The 14,003-nt window shown below is 69.8% G+C and carries 13 protein-coding genes; all 13 read right to left on the bottom strand.

Features of this window, described 5'->3' with window-relative positions; all coding sequences use genetic code 11:
* Window positions 1–15: 15 nt before the first annotated feature.
* Window positions 16–1,290 carry an ABC transporter substrate-binding protein gene (locus tag CJ177_RS22910; RefSeq protein ID WP_005249637.1) on the bottom strand — a complete coding sequence of 425 codons (1,275 nt, stop codon included), beginning with the start codon at window positions 1,288–1,290 and terminating at the stop codon, window positions 16–18.
* Window positions 1,291–1,449: 159 nt separating this feature from the next.
* A complete protein-coding gene (locus tag CJ177_RS22905) occupies window positions 1,450–2,523 on the bottom strand; it encodes an ABC transporter ATP-binding protein (RefSeq protein WP_095868654.1) in 1,074 nt (357 codons plus the stop codon).
* A 101-nt stretch (window positions 2,524–2,624) separates the two neighbouring features.
* Complete coding sequence (locus tag CJ177_RS22900) at window positions 2,625–3,425, bottom strand: inositol monophosphatase family protein (protein ID WP_095868653.1); 801 nt, start codon at window positions 3,423–3,425, stop codon at window positions 2,625–2,627.
* Between the two features lie 31 nt (window positions 3,426–3,456).
* The gene (gene phnE, locus CJ177_RS22895) at window positions 3,457–5,133 is read right to left on the bottom strand and encodes a phosphonate ABC transporter, permease protein PhnE (RefSeq protein WP_005249631.1); all 1,677 of its coding nucleotides are present in this window, start codon (window positions 5,131–5,133) and stop codon (window positions 3,457–3,459) included.
* Between the two features lie 59 nt (window positions 5,134–5,192).
* Entirely contained in the window at window positions 5,193–6,014 is an 822-nt protein-coding gene (gene phnC, locus CJ177_RS22890; RefSeq protein ID WP_005249629.1) for a phosphonate ABC transporter ATP-binding protein, read from the bottom strand.
* A gap of 42 nt (window positions 6,015–6,056) precedes the next feature.
* Complete coding sequence (locus CJ177_RS22885) at window positions 6,057–6,995, bottom strand: phosphate/phosphite/phosphonate ABC transporter substrate-binding protein (RefSeq protein WP_179443265.1); 939 nt, start codon at window positions 6,993–6,995, stop codon at window positions 6,057–6,059.
* Window positions 6,996–7,162: 167 nt separating this feature from the next.
* Entirely contained in the window at window positions 7,163–8,398 is a 1,236-nt protein-coding gene (locus CJ177_RS22880) for an alpha-D-ribose 1-methylphosphonate 5-triphosphate diphosphatase (RefSeq protein WP_005249625.1), read from the bottom strand.
* The gene (locus CJ177_RS22875; RefSeq protein ID WP_005249622.1) at window positions 8,395–9,132 is read right to left on the bottom strand and encodes a phosphonate C-P lyase system protein PhnL; all 738 of its coding nucleotides are present in this window, start codon (window positions 9,130–9,132) and stop codon (window positions 8,395–8,397) included. Before CJ177_RS22875 ends, CJ177_RS22880 begins: the two co-directional genes overlap by 4 nt.
* 31 nt (window positions 9,133–9,163) lie before the next feature.
* Window positions 9,164–11,014, bottom strand: coding sequence for an alpha-D-ribose 1-methylphosphonate 5-phosphate C-P-lyase PhnJ (locus tag CJ177_RS22870; protein WP_005249620.1), 1,851 nt, complete (start codon window positions 11,012–11,014; stop codon window positions 9,164–9,166).
* Entirely contained in the window at window positions 11,014–12,126 is a 1,113-nt protein-coding gene (locus tag CJ177_RS22865; RefSeq protein ID WP_061700976.1) for a carbon-phosphorus lyase complex subunit PhnI, read from the bottom strand. The genes CJ177_RS22870 and CJ177_RS22865 overlap by 1 nt, the downstream gene beginning before the upstream one ends.
* A gap of 1 nt (window position 12,127) precedes the next feature.
* A complete protein-coding gene (phnH, locus tag CJ177_RS22860; protein ID WP_005249617.1) occupies window positions 12,128–12,715 on the bottom strand; it encodes a phosphonate C-P lyase system protein PhnH in 588 nt (195 codons plus the stop codon).
* A 2-nt stretch (window positions 12,716–12,717) separates the two neighbouring features.
* Window positions 12,718–13,155, bottom strand: coding sequence for a phosphonate C-P lyase system protein PhnG (locus tag CJ177_RS22855; RefSeq protein WP_005249616.1), 438 nt, complete (start codon window positions 13,153–13,155; stop codon window positions 12,718–12,720).
* Window positions 13,152–13,925, bottom strand: coding sequence for a GntR family transcriptional regulator (locus CJ177_RS22850; protein WP_025433584.1), 774 nt, complete (start codon window positions 13,923–13,925; stop codon window positions 13,152–13,154). Before CJ177_RS22850 ends, CJ177_RS22855 begins: the two co-directional genes overlap by 4 nt.
* Window positions 13,926–14,003 lie beyond the last annotated feature (78 nt).

Raw genomic sequence — 14,003 nt, 5'->3', positions numbered from 1 at the left:
GTTCACTCCTGTGCTCTACGAGCCTGCGGACTGGATGCCGGACTGCATGTCCGTGATCGCCTGATCCACCGACTTCTCACCCTTGATGGCAGCGTAGGCGTTGTCCTGCACGGCCTTCGACACAGCGGGGTAGAACGGCGTGACCGGACGGGGGACGGCGTTCTCGATCGACACCTTCAGCGTCGGCATGAACGGGTAGGCCGCGATGATCTCCGGGTCGTCGTACAGTGCGGCGCGGACCGGCGGCAGCGAGCCCATGGCAATGATCCGCTGCGCCTGCTCACCCTGCAGGAAGGTGAGGAAGTCGCGGGCCGTGGCCTTGTTCTCGGAGTACGCGCTGATGGCGGCGTTGTAGCCACCGAGGGTCGAGGCGCCGATGCCGTCCTTGCCGGGCAGCGGAGCGACCGCGAACTTACCCTTGACCGCGGACGAATCCTTGTCGGCGGTGCCGTACACATAGGGCCAGTTGCGCAGGAACAGCGCCTTCCCGTCCTCGAACGCCTTCTGGCTCTCGGGCTCCTTGAACGTGGTGTCCTGGGCCGGGATGTCGCCGTTCTTGAAGTTGTCGACCAGAACCTGCAGGCCAGCGCGGGCCTCGGGGCTGTCGATGGTCGGCGTCTTGCCGTCCTCGCCGACGAACGAGCCGCCGTACGCGTTGATGACCTCTGCGGTATTCACCGTCAGGCCCTCGTACGGTGCGAACTGACCGGCGTAGCAGTCGATGTTGTTGGTCTTCGCGACCTCACACGCGGCGGCCAGCTCGGCCCACGTCTTCGGTGCGGCGGGCAGCAGGTCGCTGCGGTAGTACAGCAGGCCGCCGTTGGTGTTCTTCGGCGCCGCGTACTGGGTGCCGTTGTAGGTGGCGCTGTCGACCGTGGCGGGGAGGATTCCGGTGTTGTCCACCGCGAACTCGCCGGTCAGCGGCTGCAGCCAGCCCTTGGCCGCGAACTCCGCGGTCCAGGGGACGTCGAGTGCGACGACGTCGTAGTCGGACTGCTTGGCCTGCAGGTGCTGGACCAGGTCGTCGTGCGCCTGATCGGCGTCGTTCGACTGCTCCTTGAACGTCACCTGCTCGTCCGGGTGCTCGGCGTTCCACGCGTCGATGATCTGGCGGACGACACCGGTCTCGGTGGTGTCCTTGCCCTCGACGTACGTGATGGGTCCGCGACCGTCGAGGTTCTCCGACGTGGAGTCGCTGCCGCTGTCGCTCGAGCAAGCGGTGAGCGTGACCAGCGAGGCAGCGGTGGCAAACACCGCGGCGCGCCGGACCGCTCTCGAAATCTGAACCATGGAGTCTCCCCGTAGGTAGATGTGGATGAACCCGTTACCGGCACGACAGAACTCGCGGCACCGGCGCGGTGTCGGAACATACTGTGGCATGGAACACCGCAGAAGTCCGGCATTACCCCCGACCTGAATCGGTCACGAGCCGTTCTGTTCACCGCCGGTTCAGCTCAGCCGGTAGCCCTCGGACGCCGAGAACAGGTGCACCTGGGACGGGTCGACGTGCAGTTTCACCAGGTCACCCTTGCGGGGCGGGTTCCGCCAGTCGGCGCGGGCCACCAACTGTTGGGTCTCCCCGTTGACGGTGCTGCGGCCGTAGATGTAGGCGTCGGATCCGAGTTCCTCCACCACCGCGACCTCCATCGGGATGCCGGTGGTCGACAGTTCCAGGTGTTCGGGGCGGATCCCGACGACGACCTCACGTTCGTCGGTGTCGGCGCGCAGCTGCCGGGGCAGCGGAATGGTCGCGTCGCCGAGCACGACCCCGTCGGGGGTGATCGGCAGCGTGAACAGGTTCATCGACGGCGACCCCATGAAGCCGGCGACGAACACGTTGGCGGGCCTGTTGTAGAGGTCGCGGGGCGACGCGCACTGCTGCAGCACCCCGTCCTTCAGCACTGCCACCCGGTCGCCCATGGTCATGGCCTCGACCTGGTCGTGTGTCACGTACACCATGGTCGTCTCGAGGCGGCGCTGCAGCTGCGCGATCTGGGTGCGCGTCTGCACGCGGAGCTTGGCGTCGAGGTTGGACAGCGGCTCGTCCATCAGGAACACCTGCGGCTGCCGGACGATGGCCCGTCCCATCGCGACGCGCTGCCGCTGACCGCCGGACAACGCCTTCGGCTTGCGGTCCAGGTACGGCTCGAGGTCGAGGAGTTTCGCCGTCTCCTCGACGCGCTTGCGGATGTCGTCCTTCGCGGCGCCGGCGAGCTTGAGCGCGAAACCCATGTTCTCGGCCACCGACATGTGCGGGTACAGCGCATAGTTCTGGAACACCATCGCGATGTCGCGTTCCTTGGGTTCCTGGGTGGTGACGTCGCGGTCACCGATGAGGATCCGGCCGCTGTGGACGTCCTCCAGCCCGGCCAGCATCCGCAGCGACGTCGACTTGCCGCAGCCGGACGGGCCGACGAGGACCAGGAACTCACCGTCCTCGATCTTCAGGTCGAGCATATCGACGGCCGGTTTGTCCGAGCCGGGGAACAGGCAGGTGGCACCGTCATAGGTCACTGTGGCCATGAACGTCGAAGTCCCTTCTACCCGGCGCCGCGCACAGGTGCGAAGAATCTACCCCGTGCGCCTTTTCGGTAGCCGCCGCTACCAGAAAGGCGCACGGGCGGCTACGGCGCCTCGGCGATGAGGGCTCGAAGCTCCTCTCCGAGTTCGGGGGTGGCCGCGACGATCCCGCTCCAGCGGCGGGTGAGGTCGGTGTCGAACTGGACGGGCCGGCCGAAGGCGTCCAGCACGACGCCACCGGACGCGCCGACGAGGAGGACGGCCGCGGCGATGTCCATGAGCCGGTGGGTGTCGCTGCCGGCGTCGACGAACGCGTCGACGGCTCCCGTGGCCACCAGGACGGCGTCGAGGGTGCTGCAGCTGAGGATCCGGATTCGGGTCGCCTTCTGCGCGACACGGGTCCAGGCGTCCCAGTTCCGCTGGTGCGGGCGCAGCATCGACACGGCGGCGTCGGCGACCGTGCGGCACCCGCTGGTGGTGTACGGCGACAACTCTCGTGACGCCCACCAGCGTTCATCCGTATGTAACCACGTGGTCATCGCCTCGGTGAATTCGCCGTCTATCGCGACGGCGGCGCTGAAGCAGGCCAGCGGCACACCGGCGGCGGCGTTGGCAGAGCCGTCGACGGGATCGACCACCAGGGTGACGGCCGAGCCGACGTCGACCCAGCCCCGCTCCTCGGACAGCACGTTGACCCCGGCCGCGGTGGCGGCATCGATGATGGCGTCCTCGACGATCACGTCCACGAACATGGTCGGGGTGCCGTCCGCCCCCTGCATCGCGATCGACTTCAGCTTCTCCCGCGGGTAGGTGGCGACGGCCTTCCGGTAGGCGTTCGTCGCGGCGTCCGCCGCCGCCATCAGTCCTGAATTTGCTTCGGTCCGAATCGTATTGGTCGGGTTCATCAACAGGTTCCTCCACAGGTTGGGGATGAAGCTAGGACATCGCCCGGCGCATCCACATCGCGACGCCCTCGACGGCCATCACGACGGCGAAGACCATGAGCACGATGGTGGTGACGACGTCGAACTGCAGGACCCGGGCGGCGTTCATCAGGTAAAAGCCGATGCCGCCCGCACCGACGACGCCGAGCAGTGTTGCGGCACGGATGTTCACATCGAGTTGGTAGAACAGATGCGCGACGAGGGCGGGCGCCGACTGCCGGAGCGTCGCGGCGGTGAACACCTGGGAGCGGCTGGCGCCGCCGGCCGACACCGCCTGCTGCACGGAGACATCCGTTTCCTCGAGGGAGTCGGCGATCAGCTTGCCGAGCAACCCGACCGCCCCGACGGACAGCGCGAGCGCGCCCGCCGTGGCACCGAGCCCGGTGACGACGATGAAGATGATCGCGAAGATCAGGTCGGGGATGCCGCGCACTACCACGATGACGATGCGGAAGAACTTCGCGACGCCCGGGGTGGGAGCCACGTTGCGGGCCGCCAGAATTCCGATCGGCACGGCCAGGAGCAGACCCAGAAGCGTTGCCGCGAGTGCGATCTGCACCGTGACGAGAAGCTGCGCGAGCAGTTCGTCCCAGATTCCGCCGGTGCCGGGCGGGAAGAACAGGTCGAGTGTGCGGGGCAGGGACGTGATTCCCTCGGCCATCCGCGACAGGTCGATGTCGGAGCCCCACGTGGCGGCGGCGAGCGCCAGGATCGTCGCGCCGAGATAGAGGGTGCGCCTGATCCGCTCGCCCGTCCACGGTGGGCTGATCCGGTAGTCGCCACCGGGGGTGCGCAGGGCGACGGGGCCGTCGACCCTCGCCGCGGAACCGTTCTCCGCCCAGCCGCCGCGGGCCGACAGCACCCGCTCACGCAGTCCGCGACGCCTGGGCGCCCGGTCCCCGAGCAGGGAACGACGGACGGCGCCGGAGATCAGTTCGATCACGACACACAGCGCGACGACGAACAGGGCCAGGGCCATTCCACGTGGGTAGTTCATCGTCTTCATCGCCAGCGACAGTTCCATGCCGATGCCGCTCACCCCGACGTAGCCGAGGATCACGGACGCGCGCAGGTTGATGTCGAAGCGGTGCAGGGCGGTGGCGACGAAGGCCGGGAGGGCCTGGGGGAAGACGCCGCCGACCACCTGCTGCCACCAGGTCGCCCCGGCGGCGCGGAGGGCGTCGCGCGGCCCGGCGTCGGTGTCCTCGATGGCGTCGGCGTACATCTTGCCGACCATGCCGACGGAGTGGATGCCGAGCGCGAGGATGCCGGCGACCGCGCCGAGGCCGAACAGTCGCAGGAACAGGATGGCGAGCACGATCTCGGGGATCGCCCGGGTGACGACGATGGTGGCGCGGGCCGCCCAGCGCAAGGGGGTACCGGGGGTGGTGTTCCGTGCCGCGGCGAGTGACACCAGCGCGCTGACGACCACGCTCAGGGCGGTGGCACACGTGACGATGGCGAGGGTCTGCCCCGTCATGGTGACGATCTCGCCGAGCGGCGGGAAGTCGAGGGGGAAGATGCGGGACACGAAATCGGCTGCGTTGCCGAGGCTGTCGGCGAACGTGGCGACGTTGATCTTCAGCGAGGCCACCGACCACAGCGAGGCGAGCAGCCATGCGGCGAGCACGACGGTGACGCCGATCGACGTGAGCGACGGCCGGGGCACGGTGCGCGCCTCGGGTTCTCGTTCCTTCGGGCGCGGGGGCAGGAGGACGGTCACAGCGGTCAGACGAGTTGCGGCGACGTCGGCGACGCGACGCTCGAGTAGATGGACATCGTTTCGTTCCGGTCGATGGCGGACACGGGCTTGTCGAGTACCACCCGGCCGCCGCGCAGCCCGACCAGGCGGTGACCCCACGACAGCGCGAGCTCCACCTGATGCAGGCTGCACAGCACGGTGAGGTCGTCCTCCGCGGCGATGCGGGAGATCAGCGCCATCACCTGGGCGGACGACTCGGGGTCGAGGGACGCGACCGGCTCGTCGGCGAGCAGGATGCGGGGACGCTGCACCAGGGCCCGCGCCACCGCGACCCGCTGCTGCTGCCCGCCGGACAGCGTGTCGGCACGCTGGAACGGCCTGTCCGCCAACCCCACTCGGTCGAGTTGTTCCATTGCGGCGCGGCGCACCGACCTCGGGTAGCTGAACAGCCCGAACCGGGGACCGCGCAGCGCGCCGAGGGCGCCGGTGCAGACGTTCTCGAGCACGGACATGCTGCCCACGAGGTGGAACTGCTGGAACACGAAGCCGACGTGGCGTCGCAGTTCGCGGAGTTCACGCCCCCGGGCGGCCCCCACGTCCGTGCCGAGCACCGTCACCGACCCCGTGCTGGGCAGGTGCAGCCCGTCCAGCAGACGCAGCAGTGTCGACTTGCCCGACCCCGACAGCCCGAGCAGCGCGACGACCTCACCGGGATACACCTGCAGCGACACGTCGTCGAGCGCCCGGATCTGGGGACCGAAGTCCTTCGTGACCCGGTCGAGGGTGATGGTCGGTGTCAGGATGCGGTCGATCGACGCGCCGAGCGCGGAGTGATCGGGGTCGGACATGAGGGTCTCCCTACTGTGTCGGGTTCAGTTGCGGCCGGACGGTCAGCCCTGGCACGCCGCGGCCTTCGTGATGTCGCAGACCTTGCGGACACCGTCGTAGAAGGCGTCGTCGACGGCGACGTAGCCGTACTCGACCCCCTCCGGCAGCGCGCATCCGCTCTCGTCGGTGCAGTATCCGGCAGCGACGAGGGCAGGCCGGTTGAGCTTGGTGCGGAAGATGTCGGTGAGCTTGCCCTGGAGTTCGGGGGACAAGTCGGTGCTGATCGCGATGGGGCTGGCGGCGATGGTCTCCGACTTCCACAGCACGTCGACGTCACCCGGTTTGATCTGCCCCTTCTCGACGAGGACCTTGTCGACGATGGTGTCGTAGGCGAAGCCGGCGTCGCACTGGCCGCTGACGACGGCGAGCACCGAGGCGTCGTGCCCGCCGGCGAAGACGGGGGTGACGTCCTTCTGCGGGTCGATCCCGGCCTCGAGGAGTCCGGCCGACGGGTACAGGTACCCGGACGTGGAGGAGGGATCGACGAAGCACACCGTCTTGCCGCGGAAGTCGGCGAGGCTCTTGATGTTCGAACCTGCCTTCGTGATGGCGTACGACTTGTAGCCCGGCTCGGCGTCGGCCGCGTCGACGGGCACCGCGATCGGTGTGGTCGCGACACCCGCGTCCTTCGCGGTGACATAGGAGAACGGCCCGTAACCGGCGATCTGCACCTTGCCGGCCCGCTGTCCCTCGATGACGGCGGCGTAGTCGGTCGCGTTCTGGAATTCGACCGGGATGCCGGTCTCCTTCTCGATCACGTCACCCACCAGCTTGTACTGCTGCTGCAGGCTCTCGGAATCCTCCGACGGGATGGACGCCAGCACGAGCGTCTCCGGGTCGCCCGCACTGTCGGCGGCGCTGGATCCGCACGCGGACAGGGCGAGGACGGCGGCCGCGCCCACCGCGGCAGCGGCGAACGATCGGCGCATGAAGCTACCCATGAAAGTTGTCTCCTTCGGGTGCCCTGAGTCGGGCGTGGCAGGCGCGCATCGAGATCCTGCGCGTTCGGGTCAAGGTTCGTCTTCCACGGTGACCGCAGTGGCAACCCCGGGTGAACCCCCGAGAAACTGCGATGGGCGAGACCAGCGGGTTGTCGCTGCGGGCACGTCTACTGCGCCCGCAGCACGGACCGGACCACCGGGCACCGGTGCTCGAGACCGACGAGCACCAGGTCGGCGCGCTGCCCGGGTTCCAGCGCCCCGCGGTCGGAGAGCCCGACGGCCGTGGCCGCACCGCTGGTGATCAGCGACACCGCGGCGTGCAGCGGCATCGTGTCGTCGGCGGCGAGCGTGAACGCGGCCCCGAGCAGCGAAGACGGCAGGTAGTCCGATGCGAGCGCGGTCACCAGACCCAGCCGGGCCAGTTCCACCGCCGACACGTTGCCGGAGTGCGAGCCGCCGCGCAGGACGTTCGGTCCGCCCATCACCACGGACATGCCGCGGTCGCGGGCCTCCCGGGCCGCCTCCTCCGTCGTCGGGAATTCGGCGACGTTGCCGCCGCGGCGCGCCAGGTCGGCGATCTCGACGGCGGATTCGGGGTCGTGCCCGAAGATCCGGACCGATCCCGTCGCGCCGCGGCCGGCGAGCCACTCCATCGCGTCCTCACGCACCGCGATGTTGCTCTCCCGTTCCCGCACCACCTCGTCGACCCGGAGCCGGGCCTCCTCCATGGAGATGCCGCGGATCCCGGCCATGTACCGCTCGTAGAACGTGCGGTCGGCGTACTGCCCGATGCCCGGGGTGTGGTCCTCGTGCGAGATCACGGCGGGCAGATCCGCACCGACCTGTCCGGTGGCGACCAGGTGGTCGAAGTGGTTGCGGAGCGCCGCCAGACCGGCGGCGGATCGGACGTCGAGCCGGTGCAGCACCCGGTGGTCGACGAGCCGGCCGTCGGTCTCGCGTTCGTTCCACCCGGCGATCGCCTCGCACATCTCCATCGCCGCGTGCACGCTGCGCTGGTTCTTGGCCGCCTCCCGGTCGGAGAACGACGCCCCGTGGAACACGGTGGTCACACCGGCCGCCCGCAGCTTCCCCTCGAACGACATCATCGAGAACATCCACGGCAGTTCCGCCCCCGGCCGCGGGAGGCGTTCCCGCTCGAGGCCGTCCGAGTGGACGTCGACGAGACCGGGAAGGCAGAACAGTCCGCCGCCGTCGACGTCGATCCGGGTGCCGGGTGTGGGTTCACCGACCTCCACGATGCGGCCGTCGCGCACGACGATCCGGGCGTCGTCGAGGATGCCGGCGGGGAGCACGGCACGCACGTGCCCGAGCACGTAGTCGCGGGGCGACTGCTGCAACGACCAGGCGGTGGGTTGCTCGAGGGTCTGCGCAGTTTCGCTCATGCCGCCGCTCCCAGCACGTCGAACGCACTGCCCTGCTGCGCGATCCGGCCCTCACTGAACCGGATCACCCGCGACGCCAGTCTGCGCATCGCGTCGAGGTCGTGGAAGACGGCGAGCACCGCCACCCCCTGCGCGGACAGCGACGCGATCAGCTCCAGCGCGCGTTCCCGGTTGGCCGGGTCGAGCGCCGACACCGGTTCGTCGAGCAGTAGCAGTCGCGGCGGATTGACCGTTCCCGCAGCGATGTTCACGCGCTGGCGTTCGCCACCGGACAGGACGCTGCAATCCACGTCCCACAGCGCCTCGTCGAGGGCCAGGCGCCGCAGCGAGTCGGCGGCGGCGTCGCGGGCGTCGGACCTGCTCATTCCACGCCGGCGCCCCGCGGCCGCGACCACATCCATCGGGCCGGTGCGCGGCGGCGCCGACAGGAACTGGGAGACGTACCCCAGTTCGCGTCCGCGCAGCCGGGCCATCTCGCGGTCCGGCAGCGACGTCAACTCGACCGGGCCGTCGTCGGTGCGCAGGGTGACGGTGCCGCCGTCGGGCAGGTAGCTGCGGTGCACGCAGCGCAGCAGACTGGACTTGCCGGCACCGCTGGGCCCGGCGAGGGCGACGTGCTCGCCCTCAGCGACGTCGAGGTCGACGCCGTGCAGCGACGTCACCGTGCGGCCGTCGATGGTGTGCAGTGTGAACGTCTTCCGCAGTGCGCGGACCGACAGTATCGGAGAAATCATGGTGGGTTACCTCAGCCTTCGATGGTCGGATTCACCGACGTGCGGCCGCGACGAGCCGCTGCGTGTAGGGGTGGTGCGGGTCTTGGAACAGCTGGTCGGTGAGCCCGGACTCGACGACACGGCCGACGTTCATCACGAGGCAGCGGTCGGTGAGGGCCTCGATGACGGCGAAGTCGTGGCTGACGACCACGGCGGCGGTGTCCCGCTCGGCGAGGAGTTTGCGGAGCAGGTCCAGCACACCCGCCGCGACGGACGCGTCGAGCCCGGTGGTGGGCTCGTCGAGCAGCAGCACCCGGGGGTCGGTGGCGAGGGCCTTCGCGATCTGCACCCGCTGACGCATGCCGCCGGAGAACGTGTGGACGGGGTCGTCCATCCGCTCGAGCGGCACCTCCACCTTCTCCAGCAGATACGCGGCGCGGTCCCGGATCTCGTGATAGTTCCGCCAGCCCGCCGCGGTGAGCCGCTCGGCGATGTTGCCGCCGGCGGACACCTTCATGGTCAGGCCGTCCGCCGGGTTCTGGTGCACGAGACCGACGGTGTCGACGCGCAGCGCCCGGCGCTCGGCCGCGTCGAGTCCGAACACGTCGGTGTCGCCGCCGCCGACAGTGGTGAGGAACATCGAACCGGCCGTGGCCGTTTCCTCGCCGACGAGGCAGCGCAGCACGGTCGACTTGCCCGAGCCCGACTCACCGATGAGGCCGAGCGCCTCACCGGGCGCGACGTCGAAGCCGACGTCCCAGGCGGCGACGACCGCGCCGGTGCGGGGGCTGATCGCGGTTCCGGTGCCGGGTCCGGTTCCGGGTACCGCGTCGGCGCCGCCCGGTCCGTGGACCTTGCCGACGCCGCGGACGGCGAGCGTCCAGCCGTCGGCGTGGGCCGGGACCGGCCGCGCCTCCAGCTCCGCGGGACCACGACGCTTCACGGCTGTGGCCGCCCGCACCCGACGTGCCGGGTCGGGCAGGAAGCGCAACGGCGACCGTTCCGCATGGTTGCGCGCATCGACGTCACCGTCGAGTGTCCTGGTGCACCATTCGATGTCGCTGCAGGCCGTCCGCCCGCCGGGTGCCTCCACCAGGAAGGTGTCGGACGAACCGCAGCGCGCGCAGCGCTGGGCGGTGTCGCCCTCGACCTCGAACGGGACGTCGTCGAACGTCAGCGGCTCGACCCGCGTGTACGGCGGGACCGCGAAGATGCGCTTCTCCCGGCCGGCGCCGAACAGCGTCAGGCTCGCGGCGTTGTTCAGGCGCGGCACGTCCCAGCGGGGGATCGGGGTGGTGACCATGACGTAGCGGCCGTTCACGAGCACCGGGTAGCCGGTGGTCTTCGTGATCACTCCGTTGCGCACCAGGTCCTCGTACAGGCTGACCCAGATCATCGAGTAGTCGGCCTCGGCGTGCATCCGCGCGCACTCGCTCACCGACTTCTGCACGCCCCGCAACGGCTCCGCGACCGGAACCTGAAGCACCAGAACCTGATCGTCGATCAGCGGCTCCTCCGGGATGCGGTGCCGACTCTGGACGACGCTGCAATCCCGGGTGTCCTGGGTCTGCGCGCAGTGCTCGCTGTCGACGATGAGGCGACGCAGGTTGGTGGCGTTGACGCCGTCGTCGTCGCCCTGGTCGATGACCTTCACGGTGTCGTGGCCGCCGAGCAGGCCCAGCGTGAGCTGCAGTCCGCCGGAACCCCAGCCGCGGGCCACCGGCATCTCGCGGGACCCGAACGGCACCTGGTAACCGGGCACGCAGACCGCGGTGAGGGTGGCGCGGCGGATCTCCCGCTTGGACCCTTCGTCGAGGATTCCGCGGGGGAAGGATTCGGCGTCGAGCGCCGCGAGAACACCGGCGGTGGTGGGTGTTTCGGTGACGGTGTCGGTGACGGTCATCAGCAGGTCCTTCCGATCGGTTCGGCGGTGCGCTCGGCCACCGACTCCACACCGCGCACGGCGCGCTTGCGGTCGATCATCGAGCGGAACGTGACGTAGTGCGGCAACTTGAGGTGTTCGAGGAATCCGCACGAGTCGAGGCCGTCGGTGGTGAGCAGCAGCACCTGCTCGAGACCGTCCGCGTCACCGAACCGCCGGCAGGCGATGTCGAGGTTCGCCATCGCGATGGCCTTGCGTTCGTTGTGCCCGAAGCACAGTCCGTAGCCGACGTCGAATCGGCTGCGGTCCTCGTCCGGGCCGTCGAGGTCCTCGATCGCCTCGCACTCCGACGCACGGATGTACCCGAGCAGCACCGGCTTTCCGGTGTGCGGGTGCGCGACCCGCAGCGGGAGCCGGCCGTGCCGCACCTCGCCGAGCGTCACCTCGTGGATGTTGCCCTCGGTGCCGCGGATCGAGCGGTACCAGGTGCCGATCAGTGAGCCGGTCTCGGCGCGGGCCATGCTCGCGAGGATCGCCGAGCGCGGGGCAGGCGGTCGTGCGGGATGCCGCGAGATATCGAACGGTGCGGCCTTCGGTGCGCCGTCGGCGGGCCGGTTGTCCACCAGCAGATCCATCTCGCGGAGCATGTCGGAAAACCGCCGCGGATGCCGCTGGTCCTCCGCCCGTTCGGTTTCCGCGGGCACGCTCTCCTGAACGATCACCGGTTCCGGCCGTGCGTCGCGATCCAGCATCCGGCCGGTGTAGTCGCTGGTGCGGCCGAGCAGCTGAGGGCCGTCGGGTGTGCGGTGCGCGGGGACGATGCGCCGCAGCACCACCATCTCGTCGGGGTCGATCGGCTCGCTCACGGCCAGTCGCGGCAACGTCGACTGGTGGGCTCGCACCAGGTGGGTCGCCTCGATGACGTCACCCTCGGCCTGCCGCAGCGCGTCGGCGGCCGTGTCCTCGTCGTACAGGCTGCCCTCGCCCATCACCCGGTCGACGGCCAACCGCATGCGGCCGGTGATCTGTTCCGTCGTCAGCCACGGTGCGGGGTCGGCGTTGCGGGCGCCGCGGACCAGCGACTCGGCGGCGAGGATGGCGTCCAGGCCACCCCGTGCTCCCGAATATCCCATGTCAGTTGTCCTTTCCGAAGACCACGGTGGTGCGGGGGATCCCGACGACTGATCCGTCCGGCCCGACGAACAGCAGGTCGACGCCGGACGGGAACTCCGCGACCAGGTGGCGCCGGACCTGCCACAGGGCGGGGTCGAATCCGGCCGGCGCGAAGGCGATCGCGGACTCGATTCCCGGCCCGGCGAGGCGAACGGGGATGCCGTCGTCGACCGCGTCGACCGCGCAGACGACAGTCGCTGCCGACTCCGGGCTCAGTGCCGTACCGGTTGACACCGAACCGAATTCGGTCACCGTCGGCGGGCGAAGCGCGGTGACGTACTTCGCCGTCCCCAGCGGGGCGGCGGGTGCGCCGGTGGCAACGGCGAGCACGGACGTCCAGTCCTGCTGTTCCTCGAGGACGTGCGTGCCGGTCTCCAGGTCGGCCAGCGCGAGCGCGGGCAGCAGGGCAGGGGGAAAGTCGGTGCGGGGCAACGCCTGGACGGTTCCCGGTCGCGCGAACGCCTCCAGGACCGCCCGGTACACGCGCTGCGCCCGGTCGGGGTGCAGGCCGGCGCCGAGCGCCGAACCGATCACGATCGTGTCGCTCATCTCTACGTCAGCTCCTCGAATTGGACGATGGTGGGGGCCAGCTGCGCCCATTCGTCGAGGTCGGCGAGCCGGCGTTCGTGCTCGACGCGGGCGCACAGTTCGTGAACACGGTCGGCGTGCGGGCGCCCGGCCTGGACCTCGGCGTCGCAGATCGCGGCGGCGAGGGTGGCGGCCCGGTCGTCGCCCAGCCGCATGGCCCAGCCACGCACTCCGGCGAGACTCACCTCGGCGCGGCAGCCGAGGACGTCGCCGAGGAAGAAGTGCTCGTACGCAATGGGTTCACGCACCTGCGCCGCGACGGAACCGACCTCCGGCGCGGTGAGGACCGCGAGTTCGGCGCCGTCGGACAGGCAGGCGTCGGCGAGCTCGACGAGGTCGCCCGCCGACGCGGCGGCGAGCAACTCGGCGACGCGTTCGCGACTGTAGACGTGGGAAATCATGGGGCCGAAACCTCTTTCGTGTCGTTCTCGATGTCGGTGGTGAGTGGTCGGGGTTCGTCCGGAGAGCCGATCTCCATGACGACGCGGACGGCGTCGCCGCGCATCCACGCCTTGCTGTAGGTGAGGGGTGTGCCGGTGTCGGCGTCGCGGTTGACGCTCTCCACCACCCACACCGGGACCGCGGACACGAGCTGCAGCTTCTCCTGCACGTCGGCCGGCGGAATGTCCGATGCGGTGCGGCACCAGGACCGGACCGAACGGACATGTCCCATCTGGCGGAGCACCTCGTCGAGGGATTCCTCCACCCGCATGCCCTCGGCGAGGTCGGGGACGGCGTCGTGGGAGATCCATTCGAATCCGAGACCGGCGACGACGTCGTTGATGTAGCTGAGCCGGACCATGTGGTGCGCCGGGGTGCCGTGCGGCACCTCCAGCCGGTCGGCGCAGTCGGCGGGCAGCGGTGCAAGCGACCGTTCGAGGATCACCGACCGCGGTACCGCCCCGGCCTCCCGGACGGTGCGGTGCCACGACGGCCGGCGGTCGCGGGAGATGACGTAGTCGATCCGCTCGGCGACGAACGTGCCCGCACCCTGGACGCGCCGCACCCGCAGTCGCCGCTCCAGCTCCTGCACCGCACCCCGCGCCGCCGCCCGGCCCACCCCGAAGCGCTTCATCAGCTCGTGTTCGCTGTCGAGTTTGGTGCCCGGCGCCAGGCTCTCGATCTCGCACTCCAGTTGGTCCGCGATCGTGCGGTACCGATGCTCCGTCATGGCGACCACTGTCACGGGCCGAGTTGTACGGACAACCGCCCTGCAGGTAACCGGGAAGGAAACGCCGCTGAACGTGTG

Origin of the sequence: Rhodococcus sp. ACPA1, from assembly GCF_002300195.1 — a bacterium.
In the GTDB taxonomy this organism is placed as follows: domain Bacteria; phylum Actinomycetota; class Actinomycetes; order Mycobacteriales; family Mycobacteriaceae; genus Rhodococcus_F; species Rhodococcus_F opacus.
The sequence above is the reverse complement of the archived record's forward strand: the minus strand, read 5'-3'. Positions and strand labels throughout refer to the sequence as shown.

What these genes read in the sequence shown, in the direction of transcription:
- phnH (WP_005249617.1), bottom strand. Translation starts at nt 12,715, where the DNA reads ATGAGCGACACGATCGTGATCGGTTCGGCGCTCGGCGCCGGCCTGCAC.
- CJ177_RS22905 (WP_095868654.1), bottom strand. Translation starts at nt 2,523, where the DNA reads ATGGCCACAGTGACCTATGACGGTGCCACCTGCCTGTTCCCCGGCTCG.
- CJ177_RS22850 (WP_025433584.1), bottom strand. Translation starts at nt 13,925, where the DNA reads ATGACGGAGCATCGGTACCGCACGATCGCGGACCAACTGGAGTGCGAG.
- CJ177_RS22880 (WP_005249625.1), bottom strand. Translation starts at nt 8,398, where the DNA reads ATGAGCGAAACTGCGCAGACCCTCGAGCAACCCACCGCCTGGTCGTTG.
- phnC (WP_005249629.1), bottom strand. Translation starts at nt 6,014, where the DNA reads ATGTCCGACCCCGATCACTCCGCGCTCGGCGCGTCGATCGACCGCATC.
- CJ177_RS22855 (WP_005249616.1), bottom strand. Translation starts at nt 13,155, where the DNA reads ATGATTTCCCACGTCTACAGTCGCGAACGCGTCGCCGAGTTGCTCGCC.
- CJ177_RS22910 (WP_005249637.1), bottom strand. Translation starts at nt 1,290, where the DNA reads ATGGTTCAGATTTCGAGAGCGGTCCGGCGCGCCGCGGTGTTTGCCACC.
- CJ177_RS22885 (WP_179443265.1), bottom strand. Translation starts at nt 6,995, where the DNA reads ATGGGTAGCTTCATGCGCCGATCGTTCGCCGCTGCCGCGGTGGGCGCG.
- CJ177_RS22865 (WP_061700976.1), bottom strand. Translation starts at nt 12,126, where the DNA reads ATGGGATATTCGGGAGCACGGGGTGGCCTGGACGCCATCCTCGCCGCC.
- CJ177_RS22900 (WP_095868653.1), bottom strand. Translation starts at nt 3,425, where the DNA reads ATGAACCCGACCAATACGATTCGGACCGAAGCAAATTCAGGACTGATG.
- CJ177_RS22870 (WP_005249620.1), bottom strand. Translation starts at nt 11,014, where the DNA reads ATGACCGTCACCGACACCGTCACCGAAACACCCACCACCGCCGGTGTT.
- CJ177_RS22875 (WP_005249622.1), bottom strand. Translation starts at nt 9,132, where the DNA reads ATGATTTCTCCGATACTGTCGGTCCGCGCACTGCGGAAGACGTTCACA.